19 protein-coding genes are annotated in these 20757 nt (G+C 74.2%); 11 read left to right on the forward strand and 8 right to left on the reverse strand.

Annotated features, from left to right (window positions below; all coding sequences use genetic code 11):
- Nucleotides 1–161 precede the first annotated feature (161 nt).
- The 4 genes from PSED_RS17065 to PSED_RS17080 are packed head-to-tail and all read left to right on the forward strand — an operon-like array spanning nt 162 to nt 3704.
- Nucleotides 162–968, forward strand: coding sequence for an SDR family oxidoreductase (locus tag PSED_RS17065; RefSeq protein ID WP_013675499.1), 807 nt, complete (start codon nt 162–164; stop codon nt 966–968).
- Nucleotides 965–2248 (forward strand): lycopene cyclase family protein, encoded by a 1284-nt coding sequence (locus PSED_RS17070; RefSeq protein WP_063821902.1) that lies wholly within the window; start codon nt 965–967, stop codon nt 2246–2248. The genes PSED_RS17065 and PSED_RS17070 overlap by 4 nt, the downstream gene beginning before the upstream one ends.
- Before the next feature lie 51 nt (nt 2249–2299).
- Nucleotides 2300–2749: a universal stress protein gene (locus PSED_RS17075; protein WP_013675500.1), complete on the forward strand. Its 450-nt coding sequence runs from the start codon at nt 2300–2302 to the stop codon at nt 2747–2749.
- A 7-nt stretch (nt 2750–2756) separates the two neighbouring features.
- On the forward strand, nt 2757–3704 hold the full coding sequence (locus tag PSED_RS17080; protein WP_013675501.1) for an adenylate/guanylate cyclase domain-containing protein: 948 nt from the start codon (nt 2757–2759) through the stop codon (nt 3702–3704).
- Nucleotides 3705–3769: 65 nt separating this feature from the next.
- Here the strand turns inward: PSED_RS17080 and PSED_RS17085 are convergent, their stop codons facing one another.
- The 7 genes from PSED_RS17085 to PSED_RS17115 all read right to left on the reverse strand — a co-directional run bounded on the left by PSED_RS17085 (nt 3770) and on the right by PSED_RS17115 (nt 10418).
- A complete protein-coding gene (locus PSED_RS17085) occupies nt 3770–4132 on the reverse strand; it encodes a metal-sulfur cluster assembly factor (RefSeq protein ID WP_049803698.1) in 363 nt (120 codons plus the stop codon).
- Nucleotides 4133–4311: 179 nt separating this feature from the next.
- On the reverse strand, nt 4312–4770 hold the full coding sequence (gene sufU / locus PSED_RS17090; protein ID WP_013675503.1) for a Fe-S cluster assembly sulfur transfer protein SufU: 459 nt from the start codon (nt 4768–4770) through the stop codon (nt 4312–4314).
- Nucleotides 4770–6089 (reverse strand): cysteine desulfurase, encoded by a 1320-nt coding sequence (locus PSED_RS17095; RefSeq protein ID WP_013675504.1) that lies wholly within the window; start codon nt 6087–6089, stop codon nt 4770–4772. Before PSED_RS17095 ends, sufU begins: the two co-directional genes overlap by 1 nt.
- Complete coding sequence (sufC, locus tag PSED_RS17100) at nt 6086–6862, reverse strand: Fe-S cluster assembly ATPase SufC (protein ID WP_013675505.1); 777 nt, start codon at nt 6860–6862, stop codon at nt 6086–6088. Before sufC ends, PSED_RS17095 begins: the two co-directional genes overlap by 4 nt.
- Before the next feature lie 93 nt (nt 6863–6955).
- Complete coding sequence (locus PSED_RS17105; protein WP_013675506.1) at nt 6956–8149, reverse strand: SufD family Fe-S cluster assembly protein; 1194 nt, start codon at nt 8147–8149, stop codon at nt 6956–6958.
- The gene (sufB, locus tag PSED_RS17110; RefSeq protein WP_013675507.1) at nt 8146–9582 is read right to left on the reverse strand and encodes a Fe-S cluster assembly protein SufB; all 1437 of its coding nucleotides are present in this window, start codon (nt 9580–9582) and stop codon (nt 8146–8148) included. Before sufB ends, PSED_RS17105 begins: the two co-directional genes overlap by 4 nt.
- The gene (locus PSED_RS17115) at nt 9579–10418 is read right to left on the reverse strand and encodes a helix-turn-helix transcriptional regulator (protein ID WP_013675508.1); all 840 of its coding nucleotides are present in this window, start codon (nt 10416–10418) and stop codon (nt 9579–9581) included. Before PSED_RS17115 ends, sufB begins: the two co-directional genes overlap by 4 nt.
- A 96-nt stretch (nt 10419–10514) precedes the next feature.
- Between PSED_RS17115 and mptB the strand changes: the two genes are divergently transcribed.
- From mptB to PSED_RS17140, 5 genes are all read left to right on the forward strand, one after another.
- On the forward strand, nt 10515–12119 hold the full coding sequence (gene mptB / locus PSED_RS17120) for a polyprenol phosphomannose-dependent alpha 1,6 mannosyltransferase MptB (protein WP_013675509.1): 1605 nt from the start codon (nt 10515–10517) through the stop codon (nt 12117–12119).
- A gap of 28 nt (nt 12120–12147) precedes the next feature.
- On the forward strand, nt 12148–13104 hold the full coding sequence (locus PSED_RS17125; RefSeq protein WP_013675510.1) for an ABC transporter ATP-binding protein: 957 nt from the start codon (nt 12148–12150) through the stop codon (nt 13102–13104).
- A gap of 47 nt (nt 13105–13151) precedes the next feature.
- Entirely contained in the window at nt 13152–13937 is a 786-nt protein-coding gene (locus tag PSED_RS17130) for an ABC transporter permease (RefSeq protein ID WP_013675511.1), read from the forward strand.
- 59 nt (nt 13938–13996) lie between these two features.
- The gene (locus PSED_RS17135; protein ID WP_013675512.1) at nt 13997–15049 is read left to right on the forward strand and encodes a COX15/CtaA family protein; all 1053 of its coding nucleotides are present in this window, start codon (nt 13997–13999) and stop codon (nt 15047–15049) included.
- Nucleotides 15050–15165: 116 nt separating this feature from the next.
- On the forward strand, nt 15166–16137 hold the full coding sequence (locus PSED_RS17140) for a quinone oxidoreductase family protein (RefSeq protein ID WP_013675513.1): 972 nt from the start codon (nt 15166–15168) through the stop codon (nt 16135–16137).
- A gap of 68 nt (nt 16138–16205) precedes the next feature.
- Here the strand turns inward: PSED_RS17140 and PSED_RS17145 are convergent, their stop codons facing one another.
- The gene (locus PSED_RS17145) at nt 16206–17132 is read right to left on the reverse strand and encodes a heme o synthase (protein WP_103381984.1); all 927 of its coding nucleotides are present in this window, start codon (nt 17130–17132) and stop codon (nt 16206–16208) included.
- Between the two features lie 384 nt (nt 17133–17516).
- Here PSED_RS17145 and tkt point away from each other — a divergent pair, with 384 nt between their 5' ends.
- Nucleotides 17517–19604 carry a transketolase gene (gene tkt, locus PSED_RS17150; protein ID WP_013675515.1) on the forward strand — a complete coding sequence of 696 codons (2088 nt, stop codon included), beginning with the start codon at nt 17517–17519 and terminating at the stop codon, nt 19602–19604.
- Nucleotides 19605–19641: 37 nt separating this feature from the next.
- Nucleotides 19642–20754 carry a transaldolase gene (gene tal / locus PSED_RS17155; RefSeq protein ID WP_013675516.1) on the forward strand — a complete coding sequence of 371 codons (1113 nt, stop codon included), beginning with the start codon at nt 19642–19644 and terminating at the stop codon, nt 20752–20754.
- The last annotated feature ends 3 nt before the right edge of the window (nt 20755–20757 follow it).

The following is a 20757-nucleotide window of genomic DNA, read 5'->3' on the forward strand; positions in this document are numbered from 1 at the left end:
CGGTCGCGGGAATGCGGCACGGCGGTCGACGACGACGGGCGCTACCCGATCCGGATCACGACGTCCAGGGTACCGGCCGTGTCGCCCCGGTTTCCCGCCGCGTCGGCGCGGGGTCGGCCACATCACGCCGTGGACCCGGTCACCCTGGTTAGGGTCACGACATGGACGAAGCCCTCGCCCCGGCGGCGACGACCCCCCAGGACCTCACCGGCCGTGCCGCGCTCGTGACGGGCGCGAGCCGGGGCATCGGGCTCGCGATCGCCGCCGAGCTGCTGGCCCGCGGCGCATCGGTCACGATCACGGCGCGCAAGGAGGCCGTGCTGGCCGAGGCGGCCGAGCAGCTGCTCGGCGGGCCCGCCGGGGGCGACGCGTCGCGGGTGCTCACCGTTGCGGGCAACGCGGGCGACGCCGCGCACCGCGAGGAGGCCGTCACGCGGACCGCCGACACGTTCGGCCGGCTCGACGTGCTGGTCAACAACGCGGGCATCAACCCGATCTACGGGCCGCTGATGGACGCCGACCTCGACGCCGTCCGCAAGATCTTCGACGTCAACGTCGTCGCGGCGCTCGGCTACACGCAGCTCGCCCACAAGGCGTGGATGGCCGAGCACGGCGGCGCCGTCGTCAACCTCGCATCCGTCGGCGGGCTGCGCTCCACCGGCGCGATCGCCGCCTACGGCGCGTCCAAGGCCGCGCTCATCCGGCTCACCGCCGAGCTCGCCGCCGAGCTCGGCCCGGGGATCCGGGTCAACGCCGTCGCGCCCGCGGTCGTCAAGACCCGGTTCGCGACGGCGCTCTACGCCCACGACGAGGAGGGCGTCGCGTCGTCCTACCCGCTCAAGCGGCTCGGTGAGCCGCGTGACGTCGCCGCGCTCGTCGGGTTCCTCGTGTCGGACTCCGCGGCGTGGATCAGCGGTGAGACGGTGCTGGTCGACGGCGGTCTGCTCGCGGCCGGCGGGACGGGCTGACGCGGGCGTCCGGGACGGCCGGTCCGCGGCCCGTCGACGACGTCCTCGTCGTCGGGGCGGGCCCGGCCGGGCGTGCCGTCGCGGCCGCCTGTGCGGCCCTCGGCCTGCGCACGACGCTGCTCGACCCGGCGCCGCGGCGCCCGTGGCGCTCGACGTACGCGGCGTGGGCGAGCGAGCTGCCCGCGGACCTGCCCGACGCCGTCGTCGCGTCGAGGTCGCCGGGGCGGGCCGTCGCCCTCACCGAGCACCGGCTGGGCCAGGACTACGTCGTGCTCGGCACGCAGCCGCTGCGCGCCCACCTCGACGAGGCACTCGTTCGGGGCGGGGCGCGGGTCGTCGCGGGCCGGGCGGTGGCGATCCCCTCGCCGCACCGGGTGGTGCTCGACGGCGGCGGGTCGCTCACCGCGCGGGTCGTCGTCGACGCCGGCGGCCACCGACGCCCCCTCGGGACGACGGACTGGCGCCGGCCGGCGGCCGCGGAACAGACCGCGCACGGGGTCGTCGTGCCCGCCGAGGTCGCGCTGCCGCTGGTGGGGCCCGGGGAGGCCCTGTTCATGGACTGGCGCCCCGACCACGGCGAGGACGGCTGGCCCACGTTCCTCTACGGCGTCGCGCTGGGCGACGGCACGGTGCTGCTGGAGGAGACCTCGCTCGCGCGCCGGCCCGGGCTCGCCCTGGATGACCTGCGCAGACGGCTGCACGCGCGGCTGGCCCGGCACGGCGTCGCCGTGCCCGACGGTGCACGCGTCGAGCGGGTGCGGTTCCCCGTCGACACCCCCCGCCACGACCGCGACGGCGTACTCGGGTTCGGCGCGGCGGCGCCACTGGTCCACCCGGCCACCGGCTTCAGCGTCGCGACGGCGCTGGTGCTCGCGCCGCGGGTGGCCGGCGCGCTGGCCGCGGCGCTCGCCGAGGGCGACGACGGGGCCGACGCGGCGGCCCGGGTCGACCGGACGGTGCTCTGGACGCCGGCCGCGCGGGCCGTGCACGCGCTGCGCCGGCGCGGGCTGGAGGCGTTGCTGCGCATGCCCGCGCGCGACGTACCCGCGTTCTTCGACACGTTCCTCGCACTGCCCGACCGGCACCGCCGGGCCTACCTCGGCGCCCGCGACGACCTGGGCGCCACGCTCGCGGCGATGACCGCGCTGTTCGGCCGCTCGGGCTGGCCGCTGCGCGGGCGGCTCGTCGGACCCGCGCTGCTGCCCGCGGCGCCCGCGCGGGACCCCGAAGCGGGTGACGACCGCGCGCCGGGTGCCCGCGGCCGACGCTACCGACGGTAGCCTCCGAACACGGACAGCGAGAGTCGCACCGTCCGCGGCATCGGAGGACCCATGCCCGCCTACAAGACCATCGTCGTCGGCACCGACGGGTCGGCGACCTCGTTCGCCGCCGTCGAGCGGGCCGCGTCCGTCGCCGCGGACAGCGGGGCGAAGCTCGTCGTCGTGTCGGCGTTCACCCCGTCCGACCCGGGTGACACCGCGGGCGCGGAGGACGCGCTCAAGGGCGAGGCCCACCTCGTTCGGGGTTGGACGCCTGCGGAGGAGGCGCTGCGCGAGGCGGCCGACCGGGCGCGCGCGGCCGGCGCGGGTGAGGTGTCGACCCACGCCGTGGACGGCGCGCCGGTCGAGGTGCTGCGCGCGGCGGTCCGCGACCACGGGGCCGACCTGCTCGTCGTCGGCAACCGCGGGCTGAACACGCTGTCCGGCAGGCTGCTCGGGTCGGTCCCGTCGGACGCGGCGCGCCGCGCGGGCGTCGACGTGCTGATCGTCCACACCACCTGAGCGACCCGTGCCAGACGGCCCGGAGCCCGGCCTCGCCGAGGCCGTGCTGGGTGGTGCCCGCACCCTCACCCGTCCGCAGGTGATCGCCGCCGCGGGGATCGACCCCGAGGAGGGCGAGCGCCTGTGGCGCGCGCTCGGCTTCCCCGAGCCCGCCGACGACGACGTGCTGTTCACCGACCGCGACGTCGAGGCCGTCCGGGTCATGCAGCAGCTCGGCGACGCCGGGCTGCTGCCGCCGCGGGTGCGCGAGGCCGTCGCCAGGGCGGTCGCGCAAGACATGTCGCGGCTCGCGGAGTGGCAGGTCGGGATGCTGCGCACGGTGCTCGCCGGCCCGGCGGGCGAGCGCTCCCCCGCCGACCTGGCCGCGGCGCTCGTCCCGGAGCTCGGCCGGCTGCAGGACTACGTGTGGCGCCGCCATCTCGCCGCCGCGTTGGAGCGGGCGGCGCCCGGTGCCGCCGACAGCGACACCCGTCCGCTCGCCGTCGGCTTCGCCGACATGGTCGGCTTCACCCGCGCGACGCGCCGACGCAGCGCCGCCGAGCTCGACGACCTGCTCGAACGCTTCTCCGCCCGGACCGCCGGGGTGATCGCAGAGGGGCGCGGACGGATCGTGAAGACCGTCGGCGACGAGGTGCTCTTCGTCGCCGACGACGCCGCGACGGCCGCCGGGATCGCGCTGGCGCTCGACGAGCAGGTCGCCGCCGACGACCTGCTGCCGCCCCTGCGGATCGGGCTCGCCGCGGGCGAGGTGCTGGCGCGTTTCGGAGACGTGTTCGGTGAGCCGGTGAACATCGCCGCCCGGCTGACGGCGCAGGCGCGCCCGGGCACGGTGCTCGTCGACCGGGAGGTCGCGGCGGCGCTCGACGGTGACGAGCGCTTCCGGGTCCGGCGGCTGCGGTCACGATCGGTCCGCGGCTACCGGCACCTGCAGCTGCACGCCCTGAGCAGGGCGTGACGCGCTCGTGAGTGGCGGTGGTCGCCATGGCGACAGTCACCGTGGCGACCATCGCCACTCACGGGTCAGACCCGGAAGCCCAGCGCGCGCAGCTGCTCGCGGCCGTCCTCGGTGATCTTCTCCGGGCCCCACGGCGGCATCCAGACCCAGTTGATCCGGATGTCGTCGACCAGGCCGCCCGACGGACCGCCGGTGAGCGCGGCGCGGGTCTGCTCCTCGATGACGTCGGTCAGCGGGCAGGCCGCCGACGTCAGCGTCATGTCGATCACCGCGGTCTTCTCCTCGACCGCGAGCCCGTACACCAGGCCCAGGTCGACGACGTTGATCCCCAGCTCGGGGTCGACGACGTCGCGCATGGCCTCCTCGATGTCCTCGAGCGACGCGTCACCCGGTGCGCCCTCGCCCGCGGCGGCAGGGGGCTCGGGCATGCCGGCCGCGCCGCGCACGACCTCGTCGGCCGCCGGCTCCGCCGCTGCTGTGTCGGCGGGCCGCTCCGCCGCGGCTGTGTCGGCGGGCCGCTCCGCCGCGGCTGTGTCGGCGGGCCGCTCCGCCGCGGCTGTGTCGGCGGGCCGCTCCGCCGCGGCTGCGGCCTCGTTCGCCGTCTCGCTCATGCGGTGGCTCCCTTCCCGTCCTGCACCCGTACGACGGCGTCCTTGAACGCCATCCACCCCAGCAGCGCGCACTTGACGCGCGCCGGGTACTTCGCCACCCCGGCGAACGCGATCGCGTCGCCGAGGACGTCCTCGTCGGGTTCGACCTTGCCCCGGCCCTGGGCCATCTCCTGGAACGCCGCGAGGATCCTCATCGCCTCGTCGACGGTCTGGCCGACCACGAGGTCGGTCAGCACCGACGCCGAGGCCTGGCTGATGGAGCAGCCCAGCGTCTCGTGGGAGACGTCGAGGACCTTCTCACCGGCGTCGTCGAGCTTGACGCGCAGCGTGATCTCGTCGCCGCACGTCGGGTTGATCTGCTGGGACTCCGCGTCGAACGGGTCCTTCAGCCCGGAGCCGTGCGGCGACCGGTAGTGGTCCAGGATGATCTCCTGGTACATCTGCTCGAGCTGCATCAGTCGCCCGTCCCCGCACCGGCCACGCCGAAGAACTCCTGCGCCGCCCGCACGCCCTCGGCGAGCTGGGCGACCTCGTCGACGGTGTTGTAGCAGTGGAACGACGCCCGGACCGTCGCCGCGACGCCGAACCTGCGGTGCAGCGGCCACGCGCAGTGGTGCCCGACGCGCACGGCGATGCCACGGTCGTCGAGGACCTGTCCGACGTCGTGCGCGTGCACCCCGTCGACGACGAACGCGACCGTGCCGCCCCGGCTCTCCAGGGTCTCCGGCCCGATGATCCGCACGCCCGGCAGGGCCCGCAGCCCGTCGAGCGCGACCTGCGCCAGCTCCAGCTCGTGCGCGTGCAGGGCGTCCATGCCGATCGCCGACAGGTAGTCGACGGCCGCGCCCAGGCCCACGGCCTGCGACGTCATCGGCACGCCCGCCTCGAACCGCTGCGGCGGCGGCGCGTACGTCGAGCCCTCCATCCGGACCAGCTCGATCATCGACCCGCCCGTGAGGAAGGGCGGCATCGCCTCGAGCAGCTCGGTGCGACCGTAGAGCACGCCGACGCCGGAGGGCCCCAGCATCTTGTGCCCGGAGAACACCGCGAAGTCGACGTCGAGGGCCCGCAGGTCGACGGGCATGTGCGGGACGGACTGGCACGCGTCGAGGACGACGAGGGCCCCCACCGCGCGGGCCCGCCGCACCAGCTCGGCGACCGGCGCAACCGAGCCCAGCACGTTGGACTGGTGGGCGAACGCGACGACCTTCGTCCGCTCGGACAGCTCGAGCGAGTCGAGGTCGATGCGTCCGGAGTCGGTGACCTCGTACCAGCGCAGGGTAGCGCCGGTCCGCCGGCACAGCTCCTGCCAGGGGACGAGGTTCGCGTGGTGCTCCAGCTCCGTCACGACGATCTCGTCGCCGGGGCCGAGCGCGAACCGCTCGGACTCGGCGCCCAGCCCGGTGCGGACCGAGGAGTTGCTCATCGCGTAGGCGACGAGGTTGATCCCCTCGGTGGCGTTCTTGACGAAGACGAGCTCGTCGGGCTCGGCCCCGACGAACGCGGCGATCCGCGAGCGGGCCGACTCGTAGGCGTCGGTCGCCTCCTCGGCGAGCAGGTGCGCGCCGCGGTGCACCGCGGCGTTGTGCTGCTCCAGGAACTCACGCTCCGCGTCGAGCACCTGGCGCGGCCGCTGCGACGTCGCACCCGAGTCGAGGTAGACCAGCGGACGGCCGTTGCGGACCGTCCGCGAGAGGATCGCGAAGTCCGGACGCAGGGCCGCCGGGTCGAGCCGGGTCAGGCCCGCGCCCGCCGGGGCCTGCACCGCGGTCACGAGGCGACCTCGACTCCCGCCGCCGCGCCGGTGAACTTCACGTAGCCGTTGGTCTCGAGCTCGTCGGCGAGCTCGGCGCCCCCGGACTCGACGATCCGGCCGCCGGCGAAGACGTGCACGACGTCGGGAGTGATGTGCTTGAGGATGCGGGTGTAGTGCGTGATCAGCAGCACCCCCACGTCGCCGGCCGCCTTGTAGCGGTTGACGCCCTCGGACACGACGCGCAGGGCGTCGACGTCCAGGCCCGAGTCGGTCTCGTCGAGGATCGCGACCTTCGGCTTGAGCAGCGACAGCTGCAGCACCTCGTGGCGCTTCTTCTCACCGCCGGAGAAGCCCTCGTTGACGCTGCGCTCGGCGAAGGTCTGGTCGATCTCCAGGGCGTCCATCGCGCCCTTGACCTCCTTGACCCAGGTGCGCAGCTTCGGCGCCTCGCCGCGCACCGCGGTGGCCGCGCTGCGCAGGAAGTTCGCCATCGACACGCCGGGGACCTCGACCGGGTACTGCATGGCGAGGAAGAGGCCCGCGCGGGCGCGCTCGTCGACCGACATCTCGAGCACGTTCTCGCCGTCGAGGAGGACCTCGCCGCCGGTGATCTCGTACTTCGGGTGCCCGGCGATGGCGTAGGCCAGCGTGGACTTGCCGGAGCCGTTGGGCCCCATGATCGCGTGGGTCTCGCCGGCGCGGACCGTGAGGTCGACGCCGCGCAGGATCTCCTTGGCGCCCGCGTCGGTGGTGACCGACGCGCGCAGGTCCTTGATCTCCAGAGTGGACATGGTGTTCTCGATGACTCCGTGGCTCTGTGAAGCTCTGTGGCGGGTGGGGGCGGTCCGGGCTCTTCGCCGGGACCGAGGCGCTGTCGCCGGGACTCAGGCGCCGGTGACGGCCAGCTCGGCCTCGACGGCGGCCTCGAGGCGCTCGCGCAGCTCGGCGAGCGGGATCCTGCTGAGGATCTCGCCGAAGAAGCCACGGACCACCAGGCGGCGCGCGACGTCCTCGGGGATGCCGCGGCTCTGCAGGTAGAAAAGCTGCTCGTCGTCGAACCGGCCGGTGGCGCTGGCGTGGCCGGCGCCGGCGATCTCGCCGGTCTCGATCTCGAGGTTCGGCACCGAGTCGGCCCGCGCGTGCGCGGTCAGCACCAGGTTCCGGTTGAACTCGAACGTCTCGGTCTGCTCGGCGGCCGCCCGGATCAGCACGTCGCCGATCCAGACGGTGTGCGCGTCGGTGACGCCCTCCTTGCCCTGCAGCGCGTTCTTGTAGAGGACGTTCGAGCTGCAGTGCGGCGTCGAGTGGTCGACGAGCAGGCGCTGCTCGAGGTGCTGGCCGGCGTCGGCGAACCCGAGGCCGAACAGCTCCGCGGACCCGCCGGGGGCGGTGTAGGTGACGGTCGGGCTGACCCGGACCAGGTCGCCGCCGAAGGCGATGGACGTGGCGACGATCGTCGCGTCCCGGCCCAGCGCGATGTGCTGGCCGCTGACGTGGACGGCGTCGTCGGCCCACTCCTCGGTCACGATGACGACGAGCTTCGAGCCGTCGGCGACGACGAACTCGATGTTGTCGGCCAGCGCGCCGGACCCGCGACCCTCGACCACGACGGTGGCCTCGGTGTGCGGCGTGGTGCGGACCTGCAGGTGCGCGACCGCCGTGGCGCCGGCACCGGGGCCGTTCAGCGTGATCGTGACCGGTTCGGGCGTGCCGTCGAGGGTCACGACGGTCGCCTCGCGGAACGCGGACCACGCCTGCGCGGCGACGCGATCGGCAGGGACGCCGCCCTCGCCGATGCGCGCGTCGTCGCGGCCGACGGTCTCGACGGTCACGCCGGTACCCGCACCGCCCGCCGACACGTCGACCGCGGCGGTGCCGTCGAACGTCGCGGTGCCGTCGTGCAGGCCGCGCAGCCGCTTCATCGGCGTGAAGCGCCAGTTCTCCTCACGGCCGCCGGGGACCTCGAAGGCCTCGACGTCGTAGGAGGTGAACCGCTCCATCGCACCGGCGGGCGGAACCCCGCCCTGGCCGTACCGGCCGGCCTCCGCGGCGGCGGCGACAGTGTCGGGCGAACTCATCCGACCGAACCCTCCATCTGCAGCTCGATGAGCCGGTTGAGCTCCAGCGCGTACTCCATGGGCAGCTCGCGCGCGATGGGCTCGACGAACCCGCGCACGACCATCGCCATGGCCTCGTCCTCGGTCAGGCCGCGGCTCATCAGGTAGAACAGCTGGTCGTCGCTCACCTTGGAGACCGTGGCCTCGTGCCCCATCGAGACGTCGTCGGTGCGGACGTCGACGTAGGGGTAGGTGTCGGACCGGCTGATCGTGTCGACGAGCAGCGCGTCGCACTTCACCGTCGAGCGCGAGTTCTTCGCCCGCGCGTTGACCTGGACCAGGCCGCGGTAGGACGTGCGGCCACCGCCGCGGGCCACCGACTTCGAGATGATCGTCGACGACGTGTTGGGCGCCAGGTGGACCATCTTCGCGCCGGCGTCCTGGTGCTGGCCCTCGCCCGCGAACGCGATCGAGAGGACCTCGCCCTTGGCGTGCTCGCCCATGAGGAACACGGCCGGGTACTTCATGGTCACCTTGGAGCCGAGGTTGCCGTCGACCCACTCCATGGTCGCGCCCTCCTCGGCCTTGGCGCGCTTGGTGACCAGGTTGTAGACGTTGTTCGACCAGTTCTGGATCGTGGTGTAGCGGCAGCGGCCGCCCTTCTTCACGACGATCTCGACGACGGCCGAGTGCAGCGAGTCCGACTTGTAGATCGGCGCCGTGCAGCCCTCGACGTAGTGCACGTAGGCACCCTCGTCGACGATGATCAGCGTCCGCTCGAACTGGCCCATGTTCTCGGTGTTGATCCGGAAGTAGGCCTGCAGCGGGATGTCGACGTGCACGCCCGGCGGCACGTAGATGAACGACCCGCCCGACCACACGGCCGAGTTCAGCGCGGAGAACTTGTTGTCCCCCGACGGGATCACGGAGCCGAAGTACTCCCTGAACAGCTCCGGGTGCTCGCGCAGGCCGGTGTCGGTGTCCAGGAAGATGACGCCCTGCTCCTCCAGGTCCTCACGGATCTGGTGGTAGACGACCTCGGACTCGTACTGCGCGGCGACACCGGCGACCAGGCGGGCCTTCTCGGCCTCCGGGATGCCCAGCTTGTCGTAGGTGTTCTTGATGTCCGCGGGCAGGTCCTCCCAGGAGGCGGCCTGCTTCTCCGTCGAGCGGACGAAGTACTTGATGTTGTCGAAGTCGATCCCCGACAGGTCCGAACCCCAGCGCGGCATCGGCTTGCGCTCGAAGAGGTTGAGCGCCTTGAGCCGGAACTCGAGCATCCACTCGGGCTCGTTCTTCAGGCGGGAGATGTCGGCGACGACGTCGGCCGACAGGCCGCGACGTGCGGACGCCCCGGCGACGTCCGGGTCGCTCCAGCCGAAGTCGTACCGGCCGAGCGTCGCGAGCGTCTCCTCCTGCGTCAGCTGAGGCTGCACCTCAGGAGCGGTCGTCATTCGGGCTGCCTCCCTGTCGGGACCGTGGTGGTCGGCCCAGTGGTGGTCGTGAGGGCGTGATCCTCCGGCGGCACGGGCACCGTTGCCCGCGGCCCGGAGTGATCCGTACCGAGCCGCCGCAGGACGTCGGGTGCGCCCTCCAGCGGAACGTGTGTGGTGCACGCGGCGTCGCCGCGCGCGATGGTGGCCAGCCGCTGCACGTGGGTGCCGAGCAGCTGGGCGAAGGCCCTGGTCTCTGCCTCGCAGAGCTCCGGGAACTCGGCGGCCACGTGGGCCACCGGGCAGTGGTGCTGGCACAGCTGCACGCCGTGCCCGGCCTCCCGGGCCTGCGCAGCGTAGCCCCGCGCCGTGAGCAGCTTGGCCAGCGCGTCGGCCCGCGCGTCGGGCGAGGAGACGCGGCGGATCTGCTCGGCCTGCGGGCCGAGCAGCTCGAGCACCCGGTTCTCGGCGAACGCGCTCACCGCGCCGCCGCCCACCGTCTCGGCGAGGAACCGCAGCGCGCTCGCCGCGAGGTCGTCGTAGCCGTGGCCGAACCGGACCCGGCCCGCGTCGGTGAGCAGGTACTCGCGAGCGGGACGGCCCCGCCCGCGGTTGGCCCGGCGCGAGGCCTGGCGGGCCTCGGCCTCCCCGTCGGCGATCAGCGCGTCGAGGTGGCGACGCACCGCCGGCGCCGAGAGCTCCAGCTCCGCGGCGACCGCCGCCGCCGTGATCGGGCCCTGCTCGAGCAGCAGCCGCGCGACGGCCAGGCGGGTGCCCCCGTCGGCGGCGGCGCCCTGGTCGGGCCCCTGCTCGTCGACGGGCCGCTCCCCCGCATCGGGACGCCCGGCTGTTTTCACAACACCAGTGTTGCGTATTTACCCGCCACTCGGCAAAGGGGGTCGCCCGACGGGTGAGCGGCGTCACCCGGCCATCCGGTCGCTACCCTGCGACGCATGGCCGTACCGGGGCTCGAGACCTCCGGGCCCGGCGCCGTCCCGTCCTCCGGTCCGCAGCCCGCGCCGTCGCGCCCACGCGCCCGCGACCGCCGCGACCCCTCCCGGATCGCCCGCCGATTCGGCCTGACCGGTGCCCTGCTCATGGCCTTCGGTGCGCTCGGAGCCGGCGCGCTGCCCGTCCCCAACCCGCTCAACGGCCTGCGCATCCTCGGCCTGCCGGGCCGCAACGTCACCGTCGCGATCGCCATCACCTACGCGGGCATGGGCATGCTCGTGCTCGCGTGGCTGTGGATCGGCCGGATGCTCAACGAGCGTGGCGCGGTCCACCCGGCGCCCGACCGTCGTCAGCTCGCCCGCACGGGCATCGTCTGGGCGCTGCCGCTGTGCTTCGCGCCGCCGTTGTTCTCCAAGGACGTCTACAGCTACCTCGCGCAGTCGGCGATCACCGCGCGCGGCATCGACCCGTACGTGCTGGGTCCGGCGCAGGCACTCGGCGTCGACGACCCGCTGACCCGGGCGATCCCGACGATCTGGCGCGACACCCCGGCGCCGTACGGTCCGTTGTTCCTGGGGCTGGGCCGCGGGATCACCGCGCTCTCGGGCGACGACGTCGTCCTCGGCCTGTTCCTGCACCGGGTGCTCGCGCTCGCGGGCGTCGCGCTGGTCATCTGGGCGCTGCCGAAGCTGGCCCGGCGCTGCGGCGTGGAGCCGGGGCTCGCGCTGTGGCTCGGCGCCGCGAACCCGCTGGTGCTGTTCCACCTGGTCAGCGGCATCCACAACGAGGCGCTGATGATCGGGCTGATGCTCGCGGGGCTCGAGCTGGGCCTGCGGGCGCAGACCCCGCTCGGCTGGCTCCCCGGCGCCGCGCTGATCACCGCGGGCGGGGCGGTCAAGGTGCCCGCCCTGCTCGCGCTCGGTTTCCTCGGCGTCCACCTCGCCCGCGCGCGGGGCGGGCGGGTGCGCGACGTCGCCTTCGTCGCGGCGGTGCTCGCCGCCGTCGCGGCGGTCGTCCTCGGCGCGCTGGGCTGGGTCACCGGGCTCGGGTTCGGCTGGGTGCACACCCTCGGCACCGCCAACAGCATCCGCAGCTGGATGTCGCTGTCGACCGACCTCGGCCAGCTCTCCGGGCAGCTGGGCATCCTGGCCGGGCTCGGCGACCACACCGACAGCGCGCTCACCCTCACCCGCGGCATCGGCGGCCTCGCGGGCGCGGCACTGTGCGCGGTGCTGCTGTTCGCGACGCTGCGCGGCCGCGTCGACCCCGTCACGGGCCTGGGCGCCGGGCTCGGCGCGGTCGTGCTGCTCGGGCCCGTCGTGCATCCCTGGTACCTGCTGTGGGCGGCCATCCCGCTCGCGGCGACCCGGGGCCTGCCGCGGTACCGCAGGCTCGCGCTGGCCGCCTCGGCCGTGCTGGCGGTGATGGTGCCGCCGACGGGGGCCGACTTCGACTTCCGCGCCTACCAGCTGCCGATGGCCATCGTCGCCGGCATCGCGCTACTGGCCGTCGCCGTGCTCGTCGTCCGCGGCCGGCACCGCGCGAGCGCCGGCCCCGGCGCGGGAGATCATCACGACGCCCTCGCCGGGGCGCCCCCGGCGTCGTGACCGGCGTCGCTCCGTAGACTCACCGTTCGTGAGCTTCCCTGCCGGCGCGCCGTCGTCCGCGGCGGCCGACGCGGCCGTCACGGTGCGCGGCCTGGTCAAGCGGTACGGGCCGACCACCGCCGTCGACGGCGTCGACCTCGACGTTCCCGTCGCGAGCGTGCTGGCCCTGCTCGGGCCCAACGGCGCGGGCAAGACGACGACGGTCGAGATCTGCGAGGGCTTCCGCCGGGCGGACGCGGGCGAGGTCCGTGTCCTCGGTCTCGACCCGGCCGGCGCACCGGACGCGCTGCGGTCCCGGATCGGTGTCATGCCGCAGGGCGGCGGCGCCTACCCGGGTGTGCGCGCCGAGGAGATGCTGCGGCTCGTCGCCACCTGCGCGGCGCACCCGCTCGACGTCGGCTGGCTGATCGACGTGCTGGGCCTCGGCTCGTGCGCGCGCACCCCGTACAAGCGGCTCTCCGGCGGCCAGCAGCAGCGCCTCGCGCTGGCCTGTGCCGTCGTCGGCCGCCCCGAGCTGGTGTTCCTCGACGAGCCGACCGCGGGCATGGACCCGCAGGCGCGCCGGCTCGTGTGGGACCTGGTCGAGGCGCTGCGCCGCGACGGCGTCGCCGTGCTGCTCACCACGCACCTCATGGAAGAGGCCGAGGCGCTGGCCGACGACGTCGTCATCGTCGACCACGGCCGGGTCGTCGCCCACGGCACGCCCGCCGAGCTCACGGCCGCGGGCGACCGGCAGGAGCTGCGGTTCCGGGCCCGCGCCGGGATGGACCTCGACGAGCTCGCGGCCGCACTGCCCGCGGGCTACCACGCCGCCGAGACCGCGACCGGCCGCTACGTCGTGCAGGGCCGGATCGACCCGCCCGTGCTCTCCGCGATCACGTCGTGGTGTGCCGACCAGGGCGCACTCGCCGACGACGTGCAGATCGCGCGGCGCAGCCTCGAGGACGTCTTCCTCGACCTGACCGGACGGGAGCTGCGGTCGTGACGGGGCACCCGGGGGCCGCGCCGACCGAGCCCCGACGAGGGAGTGGGATGACCGGCCCGTTGCGGTTCGAGCCCGGCACCTTCACCGCGCGCCCCGGCCGCGGGTCGCTGCCCCGGATGCTCGCCGCCCAGTCCGGCGTCGAGCTGAAGCTCGCGCTGCGCAACGGCGAGCAGGTGCTGCTGACCCTGCTCATCCCCGTCGTGCTGCTGGTCGGACTGACCCTCGTCCACGTCATCGACCTGCCCGAGCCGCGCGTCGACGGCGTGATCGCGGGGGTGTTCGCCCTCGCGGTCATGTCGACGGCGTTCACCGGCCAGGCGATCGCGTTCGGGTTCGACCGGCGCTACGGCGTCATCCGCAGGCTCGCGGCGACCGCGCTGCCCCGCTGGCTGCTCGTCGCCGGCCGGCTCGCGGCGGTCCTGGGCACGGTCGCGGTGCAGGTCGTCGTGCTCGGGGTGATCGGCGCGCTGCTCGGCTGGCGGCCCGACGCCGGGGAGATCGGGCTGGCGCTGGTGCTCGTGCTGCTGGGCTGCGCGGCGTTCGGCGGCCTGGGCCTGCTGCTCGGCGGGACGCTGCGCGCGGAGATCGTGCTGGCCGTCGCCAACGTCATCTGGTTCGTCCTGCTGCTCGGCGGCGGGATCGTCGTCCCGCTCGACTCGCTGCCCACGGCGGTCGCCGCCGTCGCCGCGTACCTCCCGTCCGGGGCGCTGGCCGAGGGGCTGCGGATCGCGCTGGCCGGGACCGCCGGCTCGCTGACGCAGTCGGTGCTGGTCCTGGTCGCGTGGACGGTCGTCGGCGCGGCCCTCGCGGCCCGGTTCGTCCGCCTGCACTGAAGGGGGCGTCTGCTCGGGCCGGCGCCGGGGGCCGTCCGAGCTGCGCCTACCATCGGGCCGTGGCCCGTCCCTCCCTGCTCGACCGTCTCCCCGTGACCCCGCCCGCGCTGATGCGTCGGCTCGCGATCGCCGCCGTCGTCGCGCAGATCGGTATCGCGGTCACCGGGTCGGTCGTGCGGGTGACGGGGTCGGGGCTGGGCTGCCCGACGTGGCCGCAGTGCTTCCCCGGCAGCCTCGTGCCCGTCGCGCACCCCGAGACGCTGCCGCTGCACCAGTGGGTCGAGTTCGGCAACCGGATCCTGGCGATCGTGCTGGTCGTCGTGTCGGCCGCGTGCTTCCTCGCCGCGCTCGGCGCCCGGCCGCGGCGCCGCCGGCTCCTCTGGCTGGCCGCCGCGATGCCGCTGGGCGTCGTCGCGCAGGCCGTCATCGGCGGGCTGACGGTGCTGGCCGGGCTCGTCTGGTGGAGCGTGATGCCCCACTTCCTCGCCTCGATCGTGCTGGTCTGGCTCGCGGTGGAACTGGTCGCGGAGGCCCGCGACCGTGCCCCGACGCGGCCCGTGGTGCCGCGGGCGGTGCGCGCGCTGGTGATCGTGTCCACGGTCGCGCTCGGCGCGCTGCTCGTCGCCGGGACGCTCGTCACCGCGGCCGGGCCGCACGCGGGCGACGCCGCCACCCCACGGCTGGGCATCGGCGTCCCGGCGCTCGCCCAGCTGCACGCCGACCTGCTGTTCGGCTACCTGGGGCTGGTCGTCGGCCTCGGCTTCGCGCTGTGGGCCACGGGGGCCACCCCGCGGCTGCGCCGCCGCTACGGGGTCCTGGTCCTGGTCGTGCTGCTGCAGGGCGCGCTCGGCGGGATCCAGTACGCCCTGGGGGTGCCCGAGGCACTCGTCTCGCTGCACGTGCTGGGTGCCGCGCTCGTGACCGCCGCCGCGGCGGCCGTGTGGACGGCCACCCGCACCCCGGTGGCGGCCGCGCCCGACGCCGCGCCCGACGCCGCGCCCGGAACGCGCGCGGCCGACCCCGCCGGGGCCCCGACCGGTGCCGGAACCGCCGACGCGGCGTCGGCGTCCCGCCCGCTGGCCGACGCCGCGACCGGCCGCGACGAGCCCTGACCGACCGTCCGTGGCGCCACGGCCGTGGGCCGTGGCGCGGACGGGCATGATCGGCGGCACGACCCCGGCACGACCCGGACACGACGCCGTGCCGTCCTTTCCCCAGGAGGCGACAGATGCGGGCAGTTCAGGTGAGCGAGCACGGCGGCCCGGAGGTGCTCGCGCTCGTCGACGTCCCCGAGCCCGAACCCGGCCCCGGTGAGCTGCTCGTCGACGTGAGCGCCGCGGGCGTCAACTTCATCGACACCTACCAGCGCAGCGGGCTCTACCCGATGGAGCTGCCCTATGTCGCCGGGATGGAGGGCGCCGGCCGGGTCCGCGCCGTCGGCGCCGGCACCGCCGGCTTCGGCGTCGGCGACCGGGTGGCCTGGACCGAGCAGCTCGGCAGCTATGCCGAGGCGGTCGTCGTCCCCGCGGACAAGGTGGTCGCGGTCCCCGACGCCGTCTCCGACGACCACGCGGTCGGCGCGCTGCTGCAGGGCATGACCGCGCACTTCCTGGTCCACGACACCTTCCCGGTCTCCCCCGGCGACACCGTGCTCGTCACCGCCGCGGCCGGCGGGGTGGGCCTGTTGCTGACCCAGATGGCCACCGCGCGGGGCGCCCGCGTCATCGGGACCGTGTCGACGGCGGAGAAGGAGGAGCTGGCCCGCGAGGCCGGCGCCGCCGAGGTGATCCGCTACACCGAGGTCGACGACCTGGCAGCGGCCGTCCGCGCGGCCACCGACGGGGAGGGCGTGGCGGCGGCGTTCGACAGCGTCGGCGCGACGACCTTCGACTCCAGCCTCGCGAGCCTGCGCCGGCGCGGGATGCTCGTGCTGTACGGGGCGGCGAGCGGGCCGGTGCCGCCCGTCGACCCGCAGCGGCTCAACGCGCAGGGCTCGGTGTTCCTCACCCGTCCCAAGCTGTTCGACCACATCGTCGGTACGGAGGCGCTGCGCGCCCGGGCCGCCGCCGTCTACGCCCAGGTGGCCGACGGGACACTGGCGGTGCGCATCGGGCACCGGTACGCGCTGGCCGAGGCGGCGACGGCGCACACGGACCTGGAGAGCAGGCGGACGACGGGCAAGCTGCTGCTCATGCCCTGACCCGGGCGGGGGTCTCCGCGACGACGGCCGCCGGCGCGCGCCGGCGGCCCCACGTCAGGAGCCGGACGTCAGAACGGCCAGCCGAACGTCGGGAGCCCGACGGCGGCGTCGACGGCGATCGCCGCGAACAGCACGCACAGGTAGATGTTCGACAGGTGGAACAGCTTCATCGGCGTGACGTCGCGGCCGGCCTTGACCGCCACGTGCATCCGGACGCTCTTGAAGACGAACCAGCCGCCGCCCAGCACCGCCACGGCCGCGTAGATCCACGACGTCACGGGCAGCAGCAGCAGCGTCCACAGCGCCATCACGACGGCGTAGCCGACGATGCGCACCGAGACCTGGTCGGGCCGCGCGACGACCGGCAGCATCGGCACCCCGGCCGCCGCGTAGTCGTCGCGGTAGCGCATCGCGAGCGCCCAGAAGTGCGGCGGGGTCCAGAAGAAGATCACACCGAACATCACCAGCGCCGGCCAGCCGACCGTGCCGGTGACCGCCGCCCAGCCGATGACGACGGGCATGCATCCCGCGGCGCCGCCCCAGACGATGTTCTGCGCGGTCCGCCGCTTGAGCAGCAGCGTGTAGACGAGGACGTAGAACGCGATGGCCGCGGCCGACAGCGCCGCCGCCAGCCAGTTCGTGGTGAGCGCGAGCCACGCGGAGCTGACCGCGCCCAGCACCAGCCCGAAGATCAGCGCGTTGCGCGGCGGGACGACGCCCTTGGCCAGCGGCCGCCGCGAGGTGCGCTTCATCTTGGCGTCGATGTCGGCGTCGACGACGCAGTTCAGCGCGTGTGCGCTGGCGGCGGCCATCGCGCCGCCCACGAGCGTCGCCAGGATCAGCCAGACCGACGGCACCCCGCGCTGGGCCAGGAACATCGCCGGCACCGTGACCACGAGCAACTGTTCGATGATGCGCGTCTTGGTCAGCGCGAGGTAGGAGTCGACGACCTCGCGCGCCCGCTGCACGCGGGTCGTGCCGCGGCCGCGCCGCACGCCCGCGGTCGGCGTGCTCGCCGGGTCCGCCGGGGTCGCCGGGGCGCTCACCAGTTGGTACCTCGCTCGGTGTGGTGGGAAGGACCGGGGCAGGTCCGTCGGCAGTTCTACAGCGCGTCGATGGTAACCGGACGCATGACGGGCCGGGCCGTGGGGTAGACCGCAGACCGGTGCCGCTCCCGGCGCAGGTGACCGGCGCTACGGCGGCCGCCCGCGCCCCTCCGTGGCGATCTCCACGGGGTGTTCGCGACGACGCGCCGTCCGTCACCGTCGCGACACCACTCGGACACGTACGAGGGGTGGTCACCGTGACTAGGCTTGACCGCGACCCGGACCCGCGACCACGCGGGATCCGCACATCGAGACGACCCCAGGAGCGCACCTGTGTCAGCGACCGACGTCTCCCCCCTGCTGCGCGCCGACGTACCGGCCGACTGGACCGAGCTCGACCGCAAGGCCGTCGACACGGTCCGGGTGCTCGCCGCGGACGCCGTCCAGAAGGCCGGAAACGGTCACCCCGGCACGGCGATGAGCCTGGCACCGTTGGCGTACACGCTCTTCCAGCGCGTCATGCGGCACGATCCGTCCGATGCGGACTGGCCCGGCCGCGACCGGTTCGTGCTGTCCTGCGGCCACTCCAGCCTGACGCTCTACCTGCAGCTCTACCTGTCGGGCTACGGCCTCACCATCGACGACCTCGCGGCGCTGCGGACCTGGGGCTCCAAGACCCCCGGCCACCCCGAACACCGGCACACCCCCGGCGTCGAGATCACCACGGGGCCGCTGGGGCAGGGCCTGGCGTCGGCGGTGGGGATGGCGATGGCCGCCCGCCGCGAGCGCGGCCTGTTCGACCCGGACGCCCCCGAGGGCGCGAGCCCGTTCGACCACCAGATCTACGTCATCGCCTCCGACGGCGACATCGAGGAGGGCATCACCTCCGAGGCGTCGTCGCTGGCCGGGCGCCAGGCGCTGGGCAACCTCACCGTCGTCTACGACGACAACAAGATCTCCATCGAGGACAACACGAACATCGCGCTGTCCGAGGACACCGCGGCGCGCTACGAGGCCTACGGCTGGCACGTGCAGGTCGTCGAGGGCGGGGAGAACGTCACCGGCATCCTCGCGGCGCTGGAGGCCGCCCGCGCCGAGACGCAGCGGCCCTCGTTCATCCTGCTCCGGACGATCATCGGCTACCCGGCCCCCAACAAGATGAACACCGGCGCCGCGCACGGGGCCGCACTGGGAGCCGACGAGGTCGCGGCCGTCAAGGAGGCGCTCGGCTTCGACCCGGCGAAGAGCTTCGACGTCGACCCCGAGGCCCTCGCCCACGCCCGCGAGGTCCGCGACCGCGGCCGCCGCGCGCACGAGGAGTGGCAGAAGTCGTTCGACGACTGGTCCGCCCGCGAGCCCGAGCGCCGCAAGCTCTACGACCGGCTCGTCGCCCAGCAGCTCCCGGACGGCTGGGAGAAGGCGCTGCCGAGCTGGGAGCCCGACCCCAAGGGCATCGCCACCCGCAAGGCGTCGGGCGAGGTGCTCAACGCACTCGCCGACGTGCTGCCGGAGCTGTGGGGTGGTTCGGCCGACCTCGCCGAGAGCAACAACACGACGATGAAGGGCGCCGACTCGTTCGGCCCCAAGGACGCCGCCACCGGCATGTGGAACGCGAACCCGTACGGCCGGACGCTGCACTTCGGCATCCGCGAGCACGCGATGGGCGCCGCGCTCAACGGCATCGCGCTACACGGCCCGACCCGGCCGTACGGCGGCACGTTCCTCGTGTTCAGCGACTACATGCGTCCGTCGGTGCGGCTCGCCGCCCTGATGAAGGCCGACCCGATCTTCGTGTGGACCCACGACTCGATCGGCCTCGGCGAGGACGGCCCCACCCACCAGCCCGTCGAGCACTTCGCGGCGTTGCGCGCCATCCCGGGCCTGGCGTTCGTCCGCCCGGGAGACGCCAACGAGACCGCCGCCGCCTGGAAGGCGACCCTCGAGCGCCGCGACGGGCCCGTCGGCCTCGCGCTGACCCGGCAGAACCTGCCGGTGCTGGAGGGCACGTCCACCGAGGGCGTCGCGCGCGGCGGGTACGTGCTGGCCAAGGAGTCCGGGGCCGACGGGCCCGCGCTGATCTTCATCGCGACGGGCTCGGAGGTCCAGATCGCCGTCGAGGCCCGCACCGTTCTCGAGGCCGAGGGCGTGCCCACCCGCGTGGTGTCGATGCCGTGCGTCGAGTGGTTCGAGGAGCAGGACGACCTCTACCGCGAGGACGTGCTGCCCGCCGCGACCCGCGCCCGGGTCTCGATCGAGGCGGGCATCGCGATGCCCTGGTACCGCTACACCGGCGACGCCGGCGAGCACGTCTCGATCGAGCACTTCGGCGCGAGCGCGGACTACCAGACGTTGTTCCGCGAGTTCGGGATCACGACCGAAGCCGCCGTCGCGGCGGCCCGCAAGAGCCTCGCGCGGGCATGACGGGCCCCGTGCCGGGACACGAGCAGAGGAGATCTTCATGAGCACCCACGAGCGGCTCGCCGGCCTCAGTGCCGCGGGCGTGTCCATCTGGCTCGACGACCTGTCCCGCGAGCGGCTGCGCAGCGGCAACCTGCGCGAGCTCATCGAGGACTGGAACGTCGTCGGCGTCACGACGAACCCGACGATCTTCGCCGGGGCCCTGGCCCACGGCGAGGCCTACGACGAGCAGGTCCGCGAGCTGGCGGCCCGCGGCGCGTCGGTCGCCGACGCCGTGCGCGAGATCACCGTCGCCGACGTGCAGCAGGCCTGCGACCTGTTCAGCGGCACCTGGGAGGCCACGGGCGGCGTCGACGGCCGGGTCTCGCTCGAGGTCGACCCGACGCTGGCCCGCGACACCGACGCCACCGTCGCCGAGGCCCTGGACCTGTGGAAGGCGGTCGACCGGCCCAACCTGCTGGTCAAGATCCCGGCCACCGAACAGGGCCTGCCCGCGATCACCCGCGCGCTGTCGGAGGGGGTCAGCGTCAACGTCACGCTGATCTTCTCCGTGGAGCGCTACCGGGCCGTCATGGAGGCCTACCTCAGCGGCCTCGAGCAGGCCGCGGCGAACGGGCACCCGCTCGCGTCGATCCGGTCGGTCGCGTCGTTCTTCGTGTCCCGGGTCGACACCGAGATCGACAAGCGGCTCGACGCGATCGGCACCGACGAGGCGAAGGCCCTGCGCGGCAAGGCGGGCGTGGCCAACTCGCGGCTGGCCTACGCCGCGTTCCAGGAGGTCTTCACCGGTGCACGGTGGGAGGCACTGAAGGCCCAGGGCGCCCACGTGCAGCGGCCGCTGTGGGCCTCGACGGGGGTCAAGAACCCCGACTACCCCGACACCCTCTACGTCTCCGAGCTGGTCGTGGCCGACACCGTCAACACGATGCCGGAGAAGACCCTCAAGGCATTCGCCGACCACGGCGTGATCGAGGGCGACAAGGTCACCGGCACCGGCCCCCAGGCGCAGCAGGTGTTCGACGACCTGGAGCGCGTCGGCGTCGACCTGACCGACGTCTTCCTCGTCCTCGAGAACGAGGGCGTCGAGAAGTTCGACAAGTCCTGGGACGAGCTGGCCGCGACCGTGCAGCAGCAGCTGGACGCCTCCCGCTGACCG

The sequence above is a fragment of the Pseudonocardia benzenivorans CB1190 genome (genome assembly GCF_000196675.2).
Lineage (GTDB): Bacteria > Actinomycetota > Actinomycetes > Mycobacteriales > Pseudonocardiaceae > Pseudonocardia > Pseudonocardia benzenivorans.